We start from the raw sequence: 21,392 nt of genomic DNA on the forward strand, positions 1-21,392 counted from the left end.
GGCGCACTATTTTGAAGGCACGTTGCATTCCACGGAAGATTCAGGCGCGCAATGAAAATTGCAGACACCGACGCAGTTAATCTAACATAAAATTGATATAATGCAAAAGATTTAAAGCTTTAAACGTAAGGAAATTTCTTAAAGCTCATTTGGTGCAAAGGCCATGGCATCATCGAGCAGCGCATTTGCGGTTTTCATCCGCTGTTCCGCAGCCAGACGAAACTCTTGCGGCAAGCGGTCAGGGTGGTTCTGTGCTGCAAAACTGCGTCTCAAGCGTTGTAGCTCAATACGCTTCATGTTGGAATGAAGACCGAGCTCTGCGCTTATCTGTGATGAGGACTGATGTTTCATACGCTGTGTGAGTTCGACATTTTGTTGATCGGGAGCGACAGCGTTATGGATAGTGTTTTCGACATCAAACAGATCAGGGCGCCCCGAAGATGCGTTCAAAGGATTCAAATCAGCTGCAAATATCGCTGAAGCACACCTTGCCTGGGTGTCACGTGATAACGCGTCCTCAATCTCAGCTGGCTCTGTCTGTTTAAGAACAGTCGCGAAGTCGGGAAAAAGACCACGCATTACAGACGTTGAGCCATTTGAGGTGATAAGGCCGACGCCAACGCACGCGTCAACACATATGGCGGTACTGGCTTATGAAAAACAGGTACTTCGGGATACCGCGACGAGAGATGTGGCGGAAATCCACCACCGGTGTGAATAACGACGAAAACGTTGCGGCTCTTCAACCTGTCAAGAATAGGTTCAAGATCACCGTCGGCCAAATTTACATCAAGAATTGCAGCATCAACATCTTGTTTGTTGATAAGATCAATTGCCTGTTTAACTGTGCCTACGGGGCCGACAACAGTGCCGTTGGCATCTTCCACAGTAGCGGCTACGTCAAGAGCGACGAAAATTTCGTCCTCAACGACCAGTATCCGCCTTTGTTCGAGATTGTCCATCGTCTTTCCAATGTCGCTTTCTGTTTAGTTTTCAGTAAACCCGTTTGCGCGGGCTATCACAGAAACAATGCGCAAGGACACAGGGAGGTTCCCTGAGCAAAAAGTATAACCCTTGAATGGTGAATCAAATCTTTACTGCGCGCGATGCTGACGATCTGTCATTTATACAAATCGCCAAAGCTTGCTTCGTAGCGCTAAAACGCTGTGAAGGTGAGTGTGGTGAGCGAGCGCACAATGTGCGGAATATTCAACACATTTTCATTGATGAACTTGCCGATATCGTCGCCTTCTTTCACATAAATTTTTGCCAGAAGATCATACTCTCCGCTGGTGGAATAAAGCTCTGATACGATCTCACGCTTATACAAAATATCTGCAACGTCATATGTCTTGCCAGGCGCGCATTGCAATTGCAGGAACACAGGTTTCATATTTCTTCCTTTCGCCAACGGCCAGCCAAGATCGACCAGCATTGTTGGCTCGTTATCTCGACTGGTTTCAAGCATGGCCATATAGCTTAAATTAAGTGCGTTTGATAGTTTTCAGCTTGCTGGTTGATTTACTGAATTGTGTTTTTAACCGATGAGAGAGATAAGATTTTATGGATGTCGAGATAAGAAAATAATTGATGCTTTATGTACTGCCAGCCGTTCTTATTGTTTTTTCATTGGCCTTTGTCATCGTTTGGGGCATCGATAGACGGCGCACTTATCTGTTGTGGTGCGCCCTGTGCTTTTCCTTCATCGGTTTAGCTATGCTTTCACAGCTGGTTGATATTCCGGCTGATGATGCCTTCAACACAATGTTGACAGCGACCATCTATGTCTTGGGTATCTTGGCAGGCGGACATGGTATTCTTCAGAGATCTGGCCTCCGCATTCCTTTTTGGTTCTGCAGTGCCAGTCTCGTTTGTATTTTTAGTGGCGTCGTCTATTTCCTATATGTCTCACCGAGCCTGATTGGCCGGGTATATGTTGTTAATTTTGGTCTTGCTTTCATGATCTTGACGATCGTGTGGTTTTTGAGACGTCTAATAAAGGGAACGACTGCCGATAGAGTGACGCTCGGCATGCTCCTCCTCGTTGCTTTACAGTTTTTCCCACGGACTTTGCTGACAGCTCATTCTGTTTCCGGTGAAACGGCAATCGATTTTGCCTTTACGCCGTTTTGGCAATGGACTGTATTTTCAACAGCAGTTGCATCGCTGATCGCCGGATTGGTGTTGTTCGCGGCCGTTGGTGCTGATCGCTTGAGCGAACTCGCGCATGAACGCGACAGTGATCCGCTAACAGGTCTGCTCAATCGTCGCGGGTTTGAAGAGCGTATGCGGGCGGCCGAGCGCAGCAATCTTTCCGGGTGGATTGTTGCTTGTGACATTGATCATTTTAAAACGATCAACGATCTCCATGGCCATGCAGTGGGCGATGCTGTGTTGAAAGAGTTTTCAGATATTCTTCAATCTTATTCTGGTGATCGCAATTTAACGGCGCGTATCGGAGGTGAAGAGTTTATTCTTTATCTCGACGATATGCCTTCCGATGAAGCCTTAGCTCTGGTGGAGACAATTCGCGAAACTGTGAATAATCGACAATTTGCGCGTTTGTCGGCAGATGAGCGTGTTACGTGTAGCTTCGGCGCTGCTAAGCTCGACAGTCAGGGGCATTTCTGGAAGACGGTCGAAGCGGCGGACAAGATTTTGTATGCTGCCAAGGAAGCAGGAAGGAACCGAACGTTCTTTGGACCATGATACTGTTTAATGTACTAAGTAATTTATTGATAAAAGTTTTTTCGATAACAATGATGTGAGTGTCGACGAAGACCCACAAAAATATGCTAGTATGGCGAACGCAAAATTCGTATCATTTTGAAGCAGTTCTCTGAGCGAATTTCGGGTTCGAAGCCATACTCGTAAACTTGTGAATCCCGTGTGGTTTACGGATTTGTAGCATACCCATTCAAAATTAAAAAAAGTGAGTTTCTTGGAGTCCAATGAATTTTCTATCCATCTTGTTTTCCCGTTTGACCGCGACAGGTCTTTTCTCTCTCTGCACTCTATCACTCGTCGTTTCTCTCAATGCTCCCTCTGTGGCAATGACTGCGCTCGAAAAAGCGCAGCTTGAGAAGCTTGATCCTTCAACACGTCTTGAGCAGCGCTGTGATGTCGAGGCAATGGAACAGATCAGCCGTGATGTGCGAAAGTTATCGGTCGATAAGGTGCTGGCTTATGCCTTTTCTGATCCGCTTACCGGTAAAAACTCTATCAAGGCCAATGGTGCAGCCTTCCGCAGTGGCGAGCATTGGTACAAGCTCGCATTTGTCTGCAAGACTGCTGATGATCATATCAGCATCACGTCCTTCGATTATGAAATTGGCGACGAAGTTCCACAGAATCAATGGGACAAGCATTACCTCGTCCCCTGATGAGATTTTATTCTTCATTATTGTCTGCGCGGCAGGCTGCGAGTATCGTCACTTCCTTCGCTGAATCATCAGCTTCAAGATGCGTTAAAACAGCCTTTCCGTCTTTTTCATTCCAGCGATAGCTGTCCTGTTCATCCATAGCGACATATTTTTTCAATGCATCGTGCCATTGCAGTGCAACCATTTTTCCCTCGGCATCGAGCACTGCAAAGGCTGGCTCTTCACCGGCATGGATATAGGTGACCGGAACGACGACACCGCGTTCACAAATATAGTCAGTTCTAAAAACTGAATCACGGCTGATCGTCTGGGCCAAAACGGGTCCGGCGGTCAGAAAAGCCGCACAAAATGCGATGATCATGTGTTGAATTTTACGTTTCATGATGACCTCTGCTGTCATGTGAGTTTTATGCCAGTCGCATTGTAATATGGCGATATTTTATTGTGGTTTAAGAAAGCCGTTTCACGGTTAAGCGCACAAGTACCGAAAACCAATAAAATTAAAATTTTCAATATTCTAATGGAACCGAAATCACGGTCGCCCGTTGTAAGTCTGCTGGTCATTAGATCGGCAGGGGCCCGGAAGAAATTTGCCCCCGCAATCCCAATCCGGGTCCCACTTTTTCAAGGTTGTAGTTCGATTTAAGAACACATTTCTCTTTCTTCATTCTATAAATGTTTCTTACCTCCACCCCCAACTATCGGGATGGATGGTTGGAAAATTATTCCTTACAGTCTAGTTTGATCGCTCAGAAATTTCGTACTGCGTTTGAATAACAGAATCCTTATGGCATCCTGTGAGACATGACCTCTGATATTCTTTGCGGAATGAAACGCGGAGAGGTGGACCCGAACATGTTGAAGAAAACATCAAAATTTTCATTCGCGCTTGCAGCTTTTGTTGGCACTGTGGCGCTTGCTGGCACCATTCAGGCCAGTCATGCCGATCAGACATTGCTGAACGTATCCTATGATCCTACACGAGAACTCTATAAGGATTATAATGCGGCCTTTGCCAAACATTGGAAAGACGAGACCGGCGAGACGGTCACGATACGGGCATCACACGGCGGCTCAGGCAAACAGGCCCGTTCCGTGATTGACGGTGTGAAGGCTGATGTGGTCACACTGGCACTGGAAAGCGATATTGACGCTATCGCCGAACATTCGGGCAAGATCGACAAGGATTGGCGCAAGCGGCTTCCTGATAATTCATCCCCTTACACGTCAACGATTGTTTTCCTTGTCCGCAAAGGCAATCCAAAAGGCCTCAAGGATTGGGGTGATCTGGTGAAGGATGGCGTCGAGGTTATCACGCCAAATCCTAAGACATCCGGCGGTGCGCGCTGGAATTATCTCGCGGCATGGGCATGGGCGCATAAAGAATATGGCGGCGATGAAGCCAAGATAAAGGAATATATCGGCGAACTCTTCCGTCATGTGCCGGTGCTTGATACGGGCGCACGCGGTTCCACCACGACCTTTGTGCAGCGTCAGTTGGGCGATGTGCTGCTGGCCTGGGAAAACGAAGCCTATCTTTCCGTTGCCGAATTTGGTGACGACGCCTTTGACATCGTCGTGCCGCCGCAATCCATTTTAGCAGAACCACCCGTGGCACTCGTTGACAAGAATGCTGATGCGAACGGGACGCGCAAGGTTGCAGAAGCTTATCTCGAATATCTCTATTCGCCGGAAGGCCAGGCGTTGGCTTCCAAGCATTTTTATCGCCCATCCAAGCCCGATGTTGTTCCTGCTGACCAGAAGCGTGAATTCCCGCAGTTGCAGCTTGTGACGATTGATGATCCAATCTTTGGCGGATGGGCTAAGGCGCAGCCCTATCATTTTGGTGACGGCGGAACATTCGATCAGATTTATAAGCCAGCAAAATAGGCAAGGTCAGTACGACCAATAAAAGGGAACATAACAATGTCTTCTCACCCTGCACCGGTCAGAGCAGGGTGGCATTTTAGAAAACCGAGCGTCATTCCGGGCTTTGGACTGACTCTCGGTTTTAGTGTCGCCTATTTGACTCTGCTTATTCTTATTCCGCTGGCAGCTTTGGTGCTGCGTTCCACTGATGTGGGCTTTGCAGGATTTTGGAAGATCGTGACGGATGCACGCACGGTGGCGGCGCTTGAAACAAGCTTCGGCACTGCTTTTATCGCAGCGCTGGTCAATGTGGTCTTTGGTGTCATTCTTGCATGGGTGCTGGTGCGCTATCGTTTTCCGGGGCGTCGGTTCATCGATGCCATTGTCGATATTCCCTTTGCACTCCCCACAGCCGTCGCTGGTATCGCGCTGGCCTCTATTTATGCGCCCAATGGCTGGATTGGCAGTCTGCTTGCGCCGTTTAATATAAAAATCGCCTTCTCTCGCGCTGGCATCGTCGTGGCACTGATCTTTATCGGTCTGCCATTCGTGGTACGCACTGTGCAGCCGATCATGGAAGAAATCAGCCGGGAGGTTGAAGAAGCGGCGGCCACTTTGGGCGCATCGCGCTTTCAGACCATCTGGCGCGTGCTGTTACCAAGCCTCCAGCCCGCCATTCTCACAGGCTTCGCACTGGCTTTTGCGCGTGGTGTTGGTGAATATGGTTCCGTCATTTTCATTGCCGGCAACACGCCTTATGTCTCCGAAATTACCCCGCTCCTGATTGTGATCCGACTGGAGGAATATGATTACGCGGGCGCAACCGCACTCGCGACTGTCATGCTGGCGCTGTCATTTGCCATGTTGCTGTTCATCAATCTGATCCAGTCGTGGACAAGAAAGAAGTACGGCTATGGCGTCTAACTCTTCCACGCGCAGCGCTGTGACCGAAAGTTTGCCGACGCGCATCATTCTCATCGGCATAGCCCTTCTGTTTCTTGCGCTTTTTCTGATCCTCCCAGTCATTGCTGTCTTTGTAGAGGCTTTCCGCAAAGGCACCGGCGAATATCTGGCGGCATTGGTTGAACCGGATGCGATTGCTGCGATTAAACTTACACTTCTGGTCGCCGTGATCTCCGTGCCGGTCAATCTGGTTTTTGGTGTCGCTGCTGCCTGGGCGATTGCCAAATTTGAGTTCAAGGGCAAGGCGCTTCTGACCACGCTGATTGATCTGCCATTTTCGATTTCGCCGGTGATTTCCGGTTTGGTGTTTGTGCTGCTTTTCGCGAGCCATGGCCTGATCGGCCCCTGGCTTGAAAGCCACAATATCCAAATTCTTTTTGCCGTCCCCGGAATTGTTCTGGCAACCTTGTTTGTAACATTTCCCTTTGTGGCACGCGAATTGATCCCGCTTATGCAGGAACAGGGCAGCGGTGATGAAGAAGCGGCCATTTCGCTGGGCGCGAATGGCTGGCAGACCTTTCGCTACGTTACCCTGCCCAATATCAAATGGGGCCTTCTCTACGGCGTCCTGCTTTGTAATGCGCGTGCGATGGGCGAATTTGGGGCGGTTTCGGTGGTGTCAGGGCATATTCGCGGTCTGACCAACACCATGCCGCTGCATGTCGAAATTCTCTATAACGAGTATAACTTCGTTGCGGCCTTTGCCGTGGCATCGCTGCTGGCCTTGCTGGCTCTCGTGACACTGGCGGTTAAAGCGTTTCTGGAGTTGCGCTATGGCGATGAACTGGCTGGCAGTAACGGGCATTAACACTTAGATTAGATACAAGAGAATAAGCCGCCCGGTTTTGTTGACCAGTGGCGGTAGGGGAAAGGATCTGGAATGGAAGTTCGTGTCGCCGGTGTGCGTAAAGAGTTTGCTCGCTTTCCGGCATTGCATAATGTTTCGCTTGATATTCGCTCATCCGAGTTGATTGCTTTGCTTGGACCGTCTGGCTCCGGCAAGACAACTTTGCTGCGCCTGATTGCTGGTCTGGAAAAGCCAACTGATGGCGCCATTTATTTTGGTGATGAAGATGCCTCGCACAAAAGCGTGCAGGAGCGGAATGTCGGTTTCGTGTTTCAGCATTATGCGCTGTTTCGCCATATGACGGTTGCCGACAATATCGGCTTTGGCCTTAAGGTTCGTCCAAGCCGCACGCGCCCCGAAAGTGCAGAAATCCGCCGCCGCGCGCTTGAGCTTCTTGATCTCGTGCAGCTCAAAGGCCTCGAAAACCGCTACCCGTCTCAGCTCTCTGGTGGTCAGCGTCAGCGCGTCGCTCTTGCCCGCGCCATGGCGATTGAGCCGAAGGTGTTGTTGCTCGATGAGCCTTTTGGCGCGCTTGATGCGCAGGTGCGCAAAGAGCTGCGCCGCTGGTTGCGCGAAATTCACGACAAGACCGGCCATACCACTGTTTTCGTGACGCATGATCAGGACGAAGCCCTTGAGCTGGCCGACCGGGTTGTTGTTATGAGCCAGGGGCGTATCGAGCAGATCGGCACGCCGGATGAGGTCTACGACAATCCGAACTCGCCGTTTGTTTACGGCTTCATAGGCGAATCGAGCACTTTGCCCGTGCGCATTGAGAATGGTGAAGTCTGGCTTGCAGATCGTAATATTGGCCTCAGGGTCGAGAACAAGGCTGACGGCGAAGCACAGCTTTTCTTCCGTCCGCATGAAGTTGAACTGCTTGATGGTTGCGGCGGTTGTATCGCTGGTACTGTGATTGCGAGCCGCAGATCAGGCGGCAAGCGCCGTGTCGAATTGGAAATCGGTGGTGCGCGAGAGCGGGTTGAAATTGAAATCCCTGCCGAACATCCTGCGTCGGAAAAAAGTCGCATCGCCTTTCGTCCGCGTTATTGGAAGGTTTTTGGCCGCGAAGACGCTGAAAATGCATCAAATGTACTCAATAAGGCTTCATAAATCTGCCGCGCAGCCGATTTATTCTCTCAAATCATCATCCGCATCCTGAAGGGGGTGCGGATGTTTTTGTATTTGGTACAGTCTTGCTCGTTCTCTAAGCATTGCTAAGAACTTAGACTCTGAGTGGTATTATTTTTATTTTCAGTATGTTAGAGTTGTGGAAACCGCATATTTCATAACGCAACATTACCAATGGGAAAGATTTGTGCGTTGCGATTTAACCGATTTGAATATCAGCACAATCCGTCGTCGTATTTTGGTCAAATGATACAGACATTCAGGGAACCGATTATGGATACTGTCGTTTTCTGAACTGAGCCTAGTATTCACCCGCCGTATTCAACTCATTTCCTCCCGAAAGGCTGTTAAGGCACATGCCGGAATTGTCTTCTTCGCCGTCAAATTCATCCATCGTCGATCGCAAGACTTCGGATCAAATTCCGCCAGAGCAACCTTCTCCTATACGAGCTCTTTATAAAAGCGACGATGAGCTGCGCGAACTCGCTGCATCTGTCGCGCGGGGGGATGAGCTGCCATTGCCCGGCTATCAGTCCTTCGAATTTGATGAGCGCTTGTCCGAAAACGGCAAGCTTATATTGCATGCCTATCGTTCGTCGGATGCGGCATCGCGCGCAGGCGAAACCATCACTCCGGCGGCACAATGGCTGCTCGATAACCACTATCAGGTGGATAAGACGGCGCAGCAAACCCGACGCGATTTGCCCCGTAAGTTTATCCGGCAGTTGCCGACCTATGCCGCACAGAAAAATATGCCGCGCATTTTTGCGCTCGCTTGGCTTTATGTCGCGCATACAGACAGTAATTTTTCGCTCAAATCGCTGACAGCGCTTGTGCAGGGGTTCCAGACGGTCGAGCCGCTCAAGATTGGTGAATTGTGGGCACTGCCATCGGCTGTGCGCTATTTCCTGATTGAGAATGTGCGCCGTTTGGCGCTGCGTGTTGATCGCGCACGCAATATGCGCAATCTCGCCAACACCGCAGCTGACCGCATTGTAACTGCTTCCGACGCGTCGGAACTGGAGACGGTTCTTGCGCAATATTCGCAGGCCGCCCGCGATAGCACTTTTGCTACGCATCTGCTTTATCGTCTGCGCAGCGCTTCCACCGATACTTCCGCTGCTTCCCTATGGCTTGAGCGCATCCTCGAGCAGGAAGGCAGCAACGCCGAAGATGCGATTGTCGAAGAACATGCCCGCCAGTCCACTGGCGGCGTCACGATGGGAAATGCGATCACAAGCCTCAAGCGCATTGACGATATTGACTGGGAAACATGGTTTGAAACAGTCAACGAAGTCGATGCGATCCTGCGTGATCATAGCGATTTCGAACTGCTCGATTTCCGCTCGCGCAATGCCTATCGTGTAACGATTGAAAAGCTCGCTCGCTATTCGAACATGAGCGAAATCGACATCACCTGGGCAGCGCTCAAACTGGCGGAGCAGAGCAAGGTCGATGACGACCAGCCCGAAGGCAAAGGCTCTATCGCCTATTATCTGTCTGGAGATGGCCGCGAAGAACTTGAAAAAATTTGCGGCTATAAAGCGCCTTTCGGTACGAAAGCTCTTCGTTTTTATCGCGGTCTTGGCTTGCTGGGTCTGTTTGTGCCGACTGCGATCTTCACCGTTATCATTCTGGGAATCGTACATTACTGCATGATGAAGGCGGGCCTTTCGGCTGATCTGCGTACGCTTTTCACCCTGCTTGCACTGTTCCCGGCGATGGATGCCTCCTACTCGCTGTTCAACGCGCTTGTGCCGCGCTTCGTGGCACCGACGCGCCTTATCGGGTTTGAATATAAGGAAGGTCTGCCTGCCGAGGCGCGTACGCTCGTTGCCGTGCCGACTCTGATCACATCGCGTGATTCCATTGACGAGCAGATCCGCAATCTGGAAGTCCATTATCTGACCAATCCGCGTGGTGAGATTTATTTCGCCCTGGTGAGTGACTGGACAGATGCGAAGCAGGAAATCACGCCTGCTGACATGGAAATCTATGAATATGCGCGTGAAGAAATCGCCAAGCTCAACGAGCACTATACCGGCGATGATCAGCCGCGTTTCTTCCTGCTTCACCGCCGCCGCCTTTACAATGAGAAGCAGGGCTGCTGGATGGGCTGGGAGCGCAAGCGTGGCAAACTGCATGAGCTGAACCTTTTGCTGCGTGGCGATCAGGATACAAGCTATTTCCCAGCTGATGCACGTCTGCCAAAAGACATCAAATATGTGATGACGCTTGATGCTGATACGCGTCTGACACCGGAATCGGTCACCCATCTGGTCGGCAAGCTCAGCCATCCGCTGAACCGACCTGTTTTTGATGAGAAGACGGGCCGTGTTGTGCGCGGTTACGGTATTTTGCAGCCGCGCGTTACGCCATCACTCACGACCGGCGATGAAGCCTCGTTCCTCCAGCGCGTTTTTTCCGTCAATCGCGGTATCGACCCTTACGTCTTTGCTGTTTCGGATACGTATCAGGATCTGCTTGGCGAAGGCACTTTCACGGGTAAGGGTCTCTACGACATCGATGCTTTTGAAAGAGCGCTGAAAAATCGCGTTCCTGAAAATACACTTCTCAGCCATGATCTTCTCGAGGGCGGCTACGCCCGGGCGGCCCTTGTCAGCGACGTTGAAGTCGTTGAAGATTATCCGACTGGATATAATGTTGATGTTTCGCGCCACCATCGCTGGGCGCGTGGCGACTGGCAGCTTTTGCCGTGGCTGTTTTCGACACGCCGGGCTGTGAGCAACGTTACACGCTGGAAAATGATCGACAATCTGCGTCGTTCGCTCTCCCCTATTATGTGGTTGCTTGCATCTGTCGTTGGTTGGACCATTCTGCCGATCGGTGTCGCCGCTGTCTGGCAGGCATTTTTGATCCTCAGCATGTTTGTGGCGCCAACTTTGGGCATCGTCACCAACCTTATTCCGTCGAATATGGATTATTCGCTGAAAGGGCATGCGCAATCAGTCCTGACAGATATTGCGCTCGGGACAGCAGATGTTGCACTGCGGACCACCTTTATAGCCCATTCGGCATTTCTGATGGCTGACGCCATTGCACGCACGATCTATCGTCTTTTCGTCTCGCATCGCGATCTGCTGGAATGGAAAACAGCAGCGCAGGCGAAATCGTCGCCGGATACGTTGCTCTATTATTTCCAGCTCATGTGGCCTGCTATGGTCATTGCAGCTATTGCGCTTTTCATTCCGCTCGGTGCCGAAAGTCATGCAGCGCTTATCGCAGCGCCGTTTGCTGTTATCTGGTTTGCTTCGCCGCTGATTGCCTGGCTGGTCAGCCGTTCTGCGAAGCCGCAGGATACGCTCGAAGTTCTCTCCTCCGACAAGGCTGATCTGCGCCGCTATGCGCGTCGCACATGGCGCTATTTCGCTGAATTCGCCAATGAGGAAAACAACCATCTGCCGCCGGATAACTTTCAGGAGGACCCGGCACCGATCGTGGCACAGCGCACATCGCCCACCAATATCGGCGTCTATGTTTTGTCGGTCATCGCTGCGCGCGATTTCGGCTGGATCGGCTTTGACGAAACGCTTGAGCGCATCGAAAAGACTGTCACCACGCTTGAAAAGATGGAGAAATATCAGGGCCATCTCTACAACTGGTATGAAACAAATACGCTGACACCGATGCGTCCGCTCTATGTTTCTGCGGTTGATAGTGGCAATTTGGCTGGCCATCTTGTGACCCTTTCTTCGGCACTCGAAGAATGGGCGGAAGCGCCAAGCGTCTATGTGCAAGGCGATCTCGACGGCATTCTCGATGTGAATGACGTTCTTGAGGAAGCCATCGCACAGATTCCAGATGATCGCCGTATCCTGCGTCCGCTTCGTCGTCGTCTGGAAGAGCGGATTGCCAATTTCCGTCGCGCCGTTCGCACCATCAAAGAAGAGCCGGAAACCGCATCTTTCCGCACGATCAATCTGTCGCTTTTTGCGACCGATATTGTGCGCCTGATGGAAGAGCTCGACGGTGAGATTGAAACACCGGCAAGCGCTGAAGCCCGAGAATGGGCCAATATTCTCGTCGATACCTGCAAGGCGCACACGGACGATTCCGTTGGTGAACGCAACACAGACGATCTGCGTGAGCGTCTGCGCAATCTGGCAGGACGTTCGCGTCAGCTGGCATTCGACATGCAATTCGGCTTCCTTGAACGCAAGGAGCGTCGTCTTCTGTCCATCGGTTTCCGCGTACAGGAAAACGAACTGGACGAAAGCTGCTACGATCTTCTGGCTTCCGAAGCGCGTCTTGCAAGCCTGTTCGCCATCGCCAAGGGCGATGTTCCGGTTGAGCATTGGTTCAAACTCGGTCGCCTTCTGGTGCCCGTGGGCTGGAAAGGGGCTCTGCTCTCCTGGTCTGGCTCGATGTTTGAATATCTGATGCCACCGCTGGTCATGTCCGAGCCGCTTGGTTCGCTGCTTGATCAGACCAACAAGCTCGTGGTGCAGCGCCAGATCGATTATGCCACCTCGCGTGGTCTGCCATGGGGTATCTCGGAAGCTGCCTTCAATGCGCGTGACGCGCATATGAATTACCAGTATTCCAACTTTGGCGTGCCGGATCTCGGCCTCCAGCGTGGCCTGTCGCGCAATGCCGTTATCGCGCCTTATGCAAGCTTGCTTGCCGCGCAGTATCAGCCAGCCGCAGCCGTCGCGAACTTGAAGCGTCTGGCAAAGCTCGGTGCGCTGGGTCGCTATGGCTTCCACGATTCGGTAGACTTCACCCCATCGCGTGTGCGCGAAGGTGAAACCTGCGCGGTCGTGAAGAACTACTATGCTCACCACCACGGCATGTCGATTATCGCGGTCAACAACGTGATTTTCGAAGGCCGTATGCGTGAGCGTTTCCACTCCGACCCGGTGATCGAAGCAGCAGAACTGCTGTTGCAGGAAAAAGCACCGCGCGAAATCCCGATGATCTACGCCAAAACGGAAAATCCGATGCGTGTGGATTCGGGTGGCTTTGATGATGCCCCAATGCGGATCATTGATGAGCCATTCAAGGCACCGCGCACCACACATATGATGTCGAATGGCCAATATGCGCTCATGGTCACGGCCAATGGTTCCGGCTATAGCCGCTGGCACAATTGGGATATCACGCGTTTCCATGCCGATGCATCGGAAGATCTGCAAGGCAGTTTCCTGTTCCTGCGCGATATGGAAAGCGGCTACTGGTGGTCGGCGACCGGTGAACCAGTCCGCAACCCGGACGAAGAAACCAAGACTGTCTTCACCGAAGATAAGGCGGAGTTCTACAAGACCGCCGGTGATATCAAGACCGTTGTGGAAGTGATTGTGTCATCGCAATCCGATGGTGAAGGCCGCAGGCTCGACATCATCAACACGTCGGCGCGTGATCGCGTGATTGAAGTCACGTCCTATTCTGAACTGGTGCTGACCGACAGCGACAGCGATGCCGCTCACCCGGCATTTGCCAAGATGTTCGTTGAAACGGAAATCGCAGATAATGGCTCGACCATCTATGCGAAGCGTCGCAAACGTGCACCGTCCGACCCGGATATTCATGTCGCACATTTCGTTACAGATCTGTCCGGCTCAGTCCGTGAAACGGAGGTCGAAACCGACCGCCGTGCTTTCATCGGGCGTGGCCGTTCGCTGCGCGATGCGAGCGCCTTTGATGAAGGTGCAAAGTTCACTGGAAGTCAAGGTTGCGTACTCGATCCGATTGCATCTGTACGCACGCGTGTCCGCGTTCCTGCGCATAAGAAGGTCAGTCTGGTTTTCTGGACATTTGCGGGCGGTAGCCGCGACGCGGTGGAACATGCTGTTGCAACCCATCGTCATCCGGAAACTTTCGTTCGCGAATATTCGCTGTCATGGACGAGTTCGCAGGTGCAGCTTTACCATATCGGCATCAAGCCAGCGGAAGCAGCCGACTATCAGAAGGTTGCTGCCTATCTGCTCTATCCGGAGCGGACCATGCGTCAGCCGCCGGAAACCATCGCTGCGGGTCTTGGCAAACAGTCAGACCTCTGGCCGATGTCCATCTCGGGTGATTATCCGATTTTTGCACTGCGCATCGATAATGAAGCCGATCTCGACGTATTTCGTGGCGTCTTGCGCGCCCAGGAATACTGGCGCAGCAAGGGCCTCACGGTAGACGTTGTGGCGGTGAATGAACGCGCCTTCTCCTATGCGCAGGATACGCAACGCGCGATTGACTGGATCATCGAGGGCTTCCGCGCCCGTGGTGGTGGTCAGCCACATATTTTTGCTGTCCGTCGCGATCAGATGAGCGAGGAGAGCTATAATACGCTGCTTGCTTCCGCGCGTATCGTGATGCACGCCCAGAACGGCTCGCTTGCAGAACAGTTGCGCCGCAGTGAAGAACTGACCGTCGATCTGGCTGCGCGCGGCGATAGCAAGACTCCTGCCGTGCAGCAGGGGCTTGGCGCTGCCGGTCTTGCACCGGCGACAATCGAACGTGGCACCGAAGAACGCCGTCTGATTGCCAAGCCAAAGCCTGTTGTGCGTCCGGCACCAACCGGCGATGATCTCCAGTTCTGGAATGGGTACGGTGGTTTTGCACAGGATGGCAGCTATGTTGTGCGGATCAACAATCGCACGACCACGCCACATCCTTGGATCAACGTGATTGCCAATCCGAATTTCGGTTTCCATGTCTCGGCAGAAGGGTCAGCCTTCACCTGGGCAGGTAACAGCCGCGATTATCAGCTTACCCCTTGGGCGAATGATCCGGTCACAAATCGTCCGGGCGAAGCGATCTATATTCTCGACCGCGAAACCGGACGTAGCTTTGCGCCAACAGCAAGTGTGCTCCGTGATGAGGCCGTGACCTATGAAGCGCGTCACAGCCATGGCTACAGCACATTTGCTGCCCAGCATGGCGAACTGGCACTCGAACTCACCCATATTGTCGATGCTGAAAAGCCTGTGCGGCTTTCCCGTCTCACAATCACCAATAAGGGCCGTTCCAAGCGCAAGCTGCGTGCCTATGGCTATGTCGAATGGGTGCTGGGCAATGCCCGCGCCAAGAATGTGCCGTTCATCGTGCCTTCGCAGGATGAAGAACTGGGTGCACTCTTTGCAGGCAATCCATATCACCCGGACAAGTCTGGTCAGGTGGCTTTCTTTGCTGCGAGCGAAAAGCCACAATCTGTGACGGCTGATCGTGGCGAGTTTATCGGCTCGACCGGCTCGGTTGATCGTCCTGAAATCGTGCTGGCTGGCAAGACATTGTCCAACACGGTTGAAGCTGGTCGCGATCCGTGTGCGGCTCTGGCTATTGACGTAGAAGTGGGACCGGGCGAAAGCCGTGAAGTGGTGTTCCTGCTTGGTAATGCTGCCGATCAGCAGCAGGCAAAGGCGCTTGTCGCAGAAAGCCGCATGGCATCGTTTGAAGAAAAACTTGATGAGGCACGCAAACATTGGGAAGGCTTGTTCAATCGCGTACAGGTCAAGACACCCGATCCGGCATTCGATCTCCTGATTAATGGCTGGTTGCCCTATCAGGCGATTGCCTGCCGTATCTGGGCACGTGCAGCCTTCTATCAGGCCAGTGGTGCCTTTGGCTTCCGTGACCAGTTGCAGGATACGCTGTCGCTCCTGCTAATTGATCCTTCACTGGCTCGTGCGCAGATCCTTAATGCTGCTTCGCGTCAGTTCCCGGAAGGTGACGTGCAGCATTGGTGGCTGCCAGCAACTGGTGCCGGTGTTCGCACGCTGATCTCGGATGATGTGGTCTGGCTTGGTTATGGCACGTCGCTTTACGTGCAAACAACTGGCGATCATGCGATCCTTGATGAAAAGCTGGCGTTCCTGAAAGGCCGCTTGCTTGAAGAGGGTGAACATGACGCGTTCTTTGAGCCGGAAATTTCTGATCAAACCGTGAGCCTCTATGAGCATTGCGCGCTGGCGCTTGATCTTGCGATCAAACGCACTGGCAAGCATGGTCTGCCATTGATGCTCGGCGGCGACTGGAACGACGGCATGAATCTTGTTGGCGTGAAGGGCGAGGGCGAAAGCGTGTGGCTCGGCTGGTTCCTTGCTTACACATTGCGTCAGTTCATCCCGATTGCCGAATCCCGCAAGGATGCCCGCGCGCGAGCATGGGCTGACCATCTCGAAAGCCTGACCAAGGCGCTTGATCGCGATGGCTGGGATGGCGAATGGTATCGCCGCGGCTTCTTCGACAATGGTTCTCCACTTGGTTCAAAAGACAGCGACGAGTGCCAGATTGATGCGATTGCGCAATCGTGGAGCGTGTTGTCTGGCGTTGCCAATCCATCGCGTTCCGAGCAGGCCATGGCTTCGCTTGAAAAATACCTGCTCGATGATCAGGGTGAATTGCTGCGTCTCTTCACGCCGCCATTCGATAAAACAGTTCAGGAGCCGGGTTACATTAAGGGCTACCCGCCGGGCGTTCGCGAGAATGGCGGTCAATATACCCATGGTGCAACATGGGCCATTCTTGCACTCGCCCGTATGGGCAAGGCCAAGGAAGCATGGCGCCTGTTCTCGATGATAAGCCCGGTCAGCCACGGCCGCAATCCGGATGTCTATCGCGTTGAGCCTTACGTGATTGCAGCCGATATTTACTCGGTCGAGCCGCGTCGCGGACAGGGTGGCTGGACCTGGTACACGGGTTCCGCTGGCTGGTTCTATCGTGTGGCAACCGAAGGCATTCTTGGTGTGACCAAGCGCGGCGACCGTCTGCATCTTGATCCGGCCTTGCCGCCGGAGTGGGATGGCTATGAAGCAGAACTTCGCTTTGGTGCAGCGCTCTATCGTGTGAAGGTCGTTGTGGGTGGCGAAGAGAAGGGGATCAAGCTCAATGGTCTTAAGCTGGCCAATAGTGCCGAGGGTGTGCCGATTGAGCCTGACGGTGAACACGACATCATAGTAGAGCTTCCCAAATCTGAATGAAGCATTTAAAAAGGCGGGTGAAAAACCCGCCTTTCTTTCTGGCTGTAATCGCTTTGGGGGGATTATAGCCCATGCTCATGCAATGGAGGCCGCCATGGCCAAAACCGATATCGCGCGGCGCGTCTTTAACCACGCATGGAAGCTCGACCCGATTGTTCGCAGTCTGCTGGATACAGATTTCTACAAACTTCTGATGCTGCAGATGATCTGGGGGCTTTACCCCAAGGTGGACGCGACCTTCTCGCTGATCAATCGCACGACCTCTGTGCGCCTCGCAGACGAGATTGACGAAGGCGAGTTGCGCGCGCAGCTTGATCATGCGCGCACGCTTCGCTTTACCAAGAAAGAAATGATCTGGCTGGCGGGTAACAGCTTTTACGGTCGCAAGCAAATTTTCCAGCCCGAGTTTCTTAACTGGCTGCATGATTTCCAACTGCCGGAATATGATCTGCGCCGCAAGGACGGGCAGTATGAGCTGCATTTCCATGGTCCCTGGTCACACACCACCATGTGGGAAATTCCAGCACTCGCCATTATCAACGAACTTCGCTCGCGGGCGGCGATGAAAAACCTTGGGCCATTCTCGCTCGATGTTCTCTATGCGCGCGCTAAAGCCAAAATGTGGAGCAAGGTCGAGCGGCTGCGCGAATTGCCCGATCTCAAAATTTCCGATTTTGGCACCCGTCGCCGTCATTCGTTCCTGTGGCAGCGCTGGTGCGTTGAGGCGCTGAAAGAAGGCATTGGCGACGCCTTCACCGGCACAAGCAATGTGCTTCTTGCGATGGATAATGATTTGGAAGCGCTTGGCACCAATGCGCATGAATTGCCGATGGTGCTGGCAGCGCTTGCTAATACAGATGAAGAACTGCGCACAGCACCTTATCGCGTGTTGCAGGATTGGAACCGCTATTATGGCGGCAATCTTCTCATTGTTTTGCCCGATGCCTTTGGCACGGCTGCTTTCCTGCGCAATGCGCCGGACTGGGTTGCTGACTGGACAGGTTTCCGTCCTGATAGTGCGCCGCCGATTGAAGGTGGTGAACGGATTATCGAATGGTGGAAGTCGCGCGACAAAGACCCACGCGAAAAGCTGCTGATCTTCTCGGATGCGCTCGATGTCGATACGATTGAGGAAACCTATCGCCACTTTGAAGGCCGCGTGCGCATGAGCTTTGGCTGGGGCACCAACCTCACGAATGACTTTGCCGGATGCGCGCCGACAACGATCCATGGCCTTAAGGCCATATCGCTGGTTTGTAAGGTGATCGATGCCAATGGACGCCCGGCGGTCAAGCTTTCGGACAATCCGCAAAAGGCGACCGGCGATCCAAAAGAAGTGGAGCGCTATCTCAAATTCTTTGGTAATGAAGAGCGGGTGGAGCAGCTCGTCAAAGTCTAGAGCGCATCCCGAAAAGTGCGAAGCGGTTTTCGGAACAAGATGCGCGTTAAGACAAACAATTAAAACGCCGATCTGATTTAATCAGATCGGCGTTTTAATGAGCTGCGGTTTTACTATTCCATCAGGCGCGCTGTACCCGAAAGGCGGATTGATCCACCGCGTTCCAGACCGATATCTGCACGAAGATGACACGGTATTCCCATGTCTTCGCCCTGAAAGACTTCAATGGAGCCACCATGTGGCCAGCCCAGATCGCGTAAATAAGCTGCGAAAGCCGCAGTTGAAGCGCCGGTTGCAGGATCTTCATAGACGCCACCCGAGGCAAATGGATTGCGACTGTGGAAGCGTGTGGGCGTTTCGGCGTTTATCAGCAATATGGTTGTCCAGCCCTGACGGCTCATCAGAACGCGGCCGCGCTGCAAATCGTAATGCATGGCGGCAAGCTTTTCGCGTGAGCGCAAAGGCAGAACGATATGGTCGGCTCCGGCATGGATGAGTGCAGGCGGGATGCCCGGCACAAGATCATCTTTTTCATAATTGAAAAGCGCCAGCGCCTGTTCGATTTCCATATCGGTTGCAGCACGATTACGCGTTCCCGGTGATTGCAGGCTGGCGGCAAACAGCTCGCCTTCCTTGCGACCTTCCACGCTGATTTCGGTATTGTTAAGCTTCAGCGCAAAGCGTCCATCACCCTCACGCATTGCAAGTGCTGCACCCAGCGCAATTGTGGCATGGCCGCAGAACGGAATTTCCGTTTCCGGCGCAAAGTAGCGCACGCGAAAGCCTCCGGCTTCCGGCATGGCAAAGGCTGTTTCCGAAAAGCCAACATCCTTTGCAATTTTCTGCATGTCCTCGGCTGAGGGCATCTTCTCAGATATCATAACTCCGGCGGGATTACCGCCCTGATTGCCCTGCGAGAAGGCAGCTATACGCAAGACGTTCAATGATTGTCCCTCGCTTGAATTCGATTCTCTTTCGCCCTCGTCCAATAGAAGGCGCTAAATGATTGAGGTCAAGGGCAGGGACGTGTCCGTTCACACGCTAGTTCAATCTTTCATTTCCACCGCCCATGGCGGATTGGCTCCGGCGCGGGAAACCGTAACAGCTGCCGCTCGCACGCCGAGCGCGACGGCGGCATGGATCTGGTCTTCATCAAGACGTGCAACCGCTTCTTTGCTGAGAAGTCCCTGGTGATACAGGCTTGCGAGGATCCCCGCATTGACCGTATCGCCAGCGCCAACCGTATCTACCACATCGACTTTAACGCCGGGCACGCGAACAGTCGCCTTTGCCGTGTAGGCATCTGCACCATGGGGGCCTTTGGTGATGACAATCAGCTTTGGGCCACGTTCCAGCCAGCGTGATGCAATCTCGTCATGGCTCCCTTTTTCGCCAAACCAGTCCAGATCTTCATCGGAGAGCTTCACAATATCGGAAAGGGCAATCATGCGTTTCATCCGGGCAAGATGTTTTTCACGGTCCGCGATAAAGCTGGAGCGGATATTCGGATCCAGGAACATCACGCGGTTCTTGGCTTCCCGCGTCATCAACGCTTCATAGACACTCCCGCATGGCTCTGAAATCAGGCTGATGCAGCCAAAAAGCATGGCTTTGATCGCATCATTCATGGGCGGAATATCGCTTTCGGAGAGCATCCGCAGCGCTGTGTTCTCATCATAAAAGGCATAGCGGGCCTGTCCATCCACCAGTCGCACAAATGCGAGTGTCGTCGGGCGGTCCGAAATGGCGGAATAGGAATAATCGACGTTGGAGTGCGCAAGCGTGTCGCGCAGCACATCACCGAAAAAATCTGACGAAAGCCCGGAAAAGAAACCAGTCGGGACATTCAAACGACCAAGCGCAATAGCCGAATTGAAAACCGATCCACCGGCAAGTGGCAAAAAGGCTGTCTCGCCGGACGTTGTCTCGCGTGGCAGCATGTCAATCAGGGCTTCACCGCAGCATAGGATCATGGGTAAACTCGGCTGTTAAATCGATTGAAGAGTAAGATAAGCACAAAAGCGCGGTGTTATTCAACGCCGCGCTCTGGAAAATTATCACACGTGCTGGCCGCCATTGATATGAATTTCCGAACCCGTCACATAGGATGAAGCTTCGGAGCATAGATAATAGATTGTTTCTGCAACTTCTGAGGTTTTGCCAAGGCGACGCATCGGCAATTGCTCGACAAGCTTCTCTGTACCTGGTGACAGGATTGCAGTGTCGATTTCGCCGGGTGCAATCGCATTCACACGAATGCCATGCGGACCAAAATCCGAAGCCATTTCGCGGGTGAGCGCGGCAAGTGCTGCCTTTGAGGTGGCATAAGCGGTGCCAGCAAAAGGATGCACGCGGGATCCAGCAATGGAGGTCACATTGACGACCGAGCCTTGCGCGGATTCCAGTTCCTTGAACAGGCCGCGCGCCAGCATAATGGGCGCCATGAAATTCACCTGAAACACATCTCGCCACACGGCCATCGGTGTTTCAATCGAATTCAGCCGTTTTCCACCTTCTGCCTTTGGTGAAATACCGGCATTGTTGACGAGTGCATGCAATTTGCTGCCATTGGCCTCAAGGCGGCGACGGATTTCAGCAATGGCTTTGCCAACGTCTTCCTGATCCGCAAGATCAACCTTGATGTGATCTTCCGGTCCTGCGGGCCATGGACAGTTCTCAGCGAAATCCTGACGCGAACAGGTAATGACGCGCCAGCCAGCGCGTGAAAAACGTTTGACCGTTGCATGACCAATGCCACGGCTTGCCCCTGTCAACACAAGGGTTTTACGATCCAGGTCTGACTTGGGAGCATCAGACCGGGACGCATCGGTGTGGGAAGCTGTAGACATGAAAACCTCACTCTCAATCCT

At 52.8% G+C, this 21,392-nt stretch carries 15 protein-coding genes; 8 read left to right on the forward strand and 7 right to left on the reverse strand.

Annotated elements, in window-relative coordinates; genetic code table 11:
• Positions 1–138: 138 nt before the first annotated feature.
• The 3 genes from RI570_RS07285 to RI570_RS07295 all read right to left on the reverse strand — a co-directional run bounded on the left by RI570_RS07285 (position 139) and on the right by RI570_RS07295 (position 1,393).
• Positions 139–579, reverse strand: a complete 441-nt coding sequence (locus RI570_RS07285; RefSeq protein ID WP_313827746.1) for a hypothetical protein — start codon at positions 577–579, stop codon at positions 139–141.
• Positions 579–962 (reverse strand): response regulator, encoded by a 384-nt coding sequence (locus RI570_RS07290; protein ID WP_313827747.1) that lies wholly within the window; start codon positions 960–962, stop codon positions 579–581. The genes RI570_RS07285 and RI570_RS07290 overlap by 1 nt, the downstream gene beginning before the upstream one ends.
• Before the next feature lie 194 nt (positions 963–1,156).
• Positions 1,157–1,393 (reverse strand): Lrp/AsnC ligand binding domain-containing protein, encoded by a 237-nt coding sequence (locus tag RI570_RS07295; protein ID WP_313828586.1) that lies wholly within the window; start codon positions 1,391–1,393, stop codon positions 1,157–1,159.
• Between the two features lie 197 nt (positions 1,394–1,590).
• On the opposite strand from RI570_RS07295, the gene RI570_RS07300 reads away from it, so the two are divergent.
• Positions 1,591–2,709 (forward strand): GGDEF domain-containing protein, encoded by a 1,119-nt coding sequence (locus tag RI570_RS07300; RefSeq protein WP_313827748.1) that lies wholly within the window; start codon positions 1,591–1,593, stop codon positions 2,707–2,709.
• Between the two features lie 344 nt (positions 2,710–3,053).
• Positions 3,054–3,383 (forward strand): DUF930 domain-containing protein, encoded by a 330-nt coding sequence (locus RI570_RS07305; RefSeq protein WP_409558652.1) that lies wholly within the window; start codon positions 3,054–3,056, stop codon positions 3,381–3,383.
• A 7-nt stretch (positions 3,384–3,390) separates the two neighbouring features.
• Here the strand turns inward: RI570_RS07305 and RI570_RS07310 are convergent, their stop codons facing one another.
• Positions 3,391–3,765, reverse strand: coding sequence for a lysozyme inhibitor (locus tag RI570_RS07310; protein WP_313827750.1), 375 nt, complete (start codon positions 3,763–3,765; stop codon positions 3,391–3,393).
• 473 nt (positions 3,766–4,238) lie between these two features.
• Here RI570_RS07310 and RI570_RS07315 point away from each other — a divergent pair, with 473 nt between their 5' ends.
• From RI570_RS07315 to pncB, 6 genes are all read left to right on the forward strand, one after another.
• Positions 4,239–5,273, forward strand: a complete 1,035-nt coding sequence (locus tag RI570_RS07315; RefSeq protein WP_313827751.1) for a sulfate ABC transporter substrate-binding protein — start codon at positions 4,239–4,241, stop codon at positions 5,271–5,273.
• A 36-nt stretch (positions 5,274–5,309) separates the two neighbouring features.
• On the forward strand, positions 5,310–6,176 hold the full coding sequence (cysT, locus tag RI570_RS07320) for a sulfate ABC transporter permease subunit CysT (RefSeq protein WP_313827752.1): 867 nt from the start codon (positions 5,310–5,312) through the stop codon (positions 6,174–6,176).
• On the forward strand, positions 6,166–7,023 hold the full coding sequence (cysW, locus tag RI570_RS07325; protein ID WP_313827753.1) for a sulfate ABC transporter permease subunit CysW: 858 nt from the start codon (positions 6,166–6,168) through the stop codon (positions 7,021–7,023). Before cysT ends, cysW begins: the two co-directional genes overlap by 11 nt.
• Positions 7,024–7,095: 72 nt before the next feature.
• A complete protein-coding gene (locus RI570_RS07330) occupies positions 7,096–8,175 on the forward strand; it encodes a sulfate/molybdate ABC transporter ATP-binding protein (RefSeq protein WP_313827754.1) in 1,080 nt (359 codons plus the stop codon).
• A gap of 374 nt (positions 8,176–8,549) precedes the next feature.
• A complete protein-coding gene (locus RI570_RS07335) occupies positions 8,550–17,123 on the forward strand; it encodes a GH36-type glycosyl hydrolase domain-containing protein (RefSeq protein WP_313827756.1) in 8,574 nt (2,857 codons plus the stop codon).
• Between the two features lie 94 nt (positions 17,124–17,217).
• Entirely contained in the window at positions 17,218–18,522 is a 1,305-nt protein-coding gene (gene pncB, locus RI570_RS07340; protein ID WP_313827757.1) for a nicotinate phosphoribosyltransferase, read from the forward strand.
• 113 nt (positions 18,523–18,635) lie between these two features.
• Here the strand turns inward: pncB and RI570_RS07345 are convergent, their stop codons facing one another.
• The 3 genes from RI570_RS07345 to RI570_RS07355 all read right to left on the reverse strand — a co-directional run bounded on the left by RI570_RS07345 (position 18,636) and on the right by RI570_RS07355 (position 21,371).
• Complete coding sequence (locus tag RI570_RS07345) at positions 18,636–19,466, reverse strand: PhzF family phenazine biosynthesis protein (RefSeq protein ID WP_313827758.1); 831 nt, start codon at positions 19,464–19,466, stop codon at positions 18,636–18,638.
• A 102-nt stretch (positions 19,467–19,568) separates the two neighbouring features.
• A complete protein-coding gene (locus tag RI570_RS07350; RefSeq protein WP_313827759.1) occupies positions 19,569–20,495 on the reverse strand; it encodes a carbohydrate kinase in 927 nt (308 codons plus the stop codon).
• An 84-nt stretch (positions 20,496–20,579) separates the two neighbouring features.
• The gene (locus tag RI570_RS07355) at positions 20,580–21,371 is read right to left on the reverse strand and encodes an SDR family oxidoreductase (RefSeq protein ID WP_313827760.1); all 792 of its coding nucleotides are present in this window, start codon (positions 21,369–21,371) and stop codon (positions 20,580–20,582) included.
• Positions 21,372–21,392 lie beyond the last annotated feature (21 nt).

It is taken from the genome of Brucella pseudogrignonensis, from assembly GCF_032190615.1.
Taxonomy (GTDB): Bacteria; Pseudomonadota; Alphaproteobacteria; order Rhizobiales; family Rhizobiaceae; genus Brucella; species Brucella pseudogrignonensis_B.

Excerpts from the sequence above, each read along its gene's own strand:
- RI570_RS07285 (WP_313827746.1), bottom strand. The coding sequence starts at position 579 with ATGCGTGGTCTTTTTCCCGACTTCGCGACTGTTCTTAAACAGACAGAG.
- RI570_RS07290 (WP_313827747.1), bottom strand. The coding sequence starts at position 962 with ATGGACAATCTCGAACAAAGGCGGATACTGGTCGTTGAGGACGAAATT.
- RI570_RS07295 (WP_313828586.1), bottom strand. The coding sequence starts at position 1,393 with ATGAAACCTGTGTTCCTGCAATTGCAATGCGCGCCTGGCAAGACATAT.
- RI570_RS07300 (WP_313827748.1), top strand. The coding sequence starts at position 1,591 with ATGCTTTATGTACTGCCAGCCGTTCTTATTGTTTTTTCATTGGCCTTT.
- RI570_RS07305 (WP_409558652.1), top strand. The coding sequence starts at position 3,054 with ATGACTGCGCTCGAAAAAGCGCAGCTTGAGAAGCTTGATCCTTCAACA.
- RI570_RS07310 (WP_313827750.1), bottom strand. The coding sequence starts at position 3,765 with ATGAAACGTAAAATTCAACACATGATCATCGCATTTTGTGCGGCTTTT.
- RI570_RS07315 (WP_313827751.1), top strand. The coding sequence starts at position 4,239 with ATGTTGAAGAAAACATCAAAATTTTCATTCGCGCTTGCAGCTTTTGTT.
- cysT (WP_313827752.1), top strand. The coding sequence starts at position 5,310 with ATGTCTTCTCACCCTGCACCGGTCAGAGCAGGGTGGCATTTTAGAAAA.
- cysW (WP_313827753.1), top strand. The coding sequence starts at position 6,166 with ATGGCGTCTAACTCTTCCACGCGCAGCGCTGTGACCGAAAGTTTGCCG.
- RI570_RS07330 (WP_313827754.1), top strand. The coding sequence starts at position 7,096 with ATGGAAGTTCGTGTCGCCGGTGTGCGTAAAGAGTTTGCTCGCTTTCCG.
- RI570_RS07335 (WP_313827756.1), top strand. The coding sequence starts at position 8,550 with ATGCCGGAATTGTCTTCTTCGCCGTCAAATTCATCCATCGTCGATCGC.
- pncB (WP_313827757.1), top strand. The coding sequence starts at position 17,218 with ATGGCCAAAACCGATATCGCGCGGCGCGTCTTTAACCACGCATGGAAG.
- RI570_RS07350 (WP_313827759.1), bottom strand. The coding sequence starts at position 20,495 with ATGATCCTATGCTGCGGTGAAGCCCTGATTGACATGCTGCCACGCGAG.
- RI570_RS07355 (WP_313827760.1), bottom strand. The coding sequence starts at position 21,371 with ATGTCTACAGCTTCCCACACCGATGCGTCCCGGTCTGATGCTCCCAAG.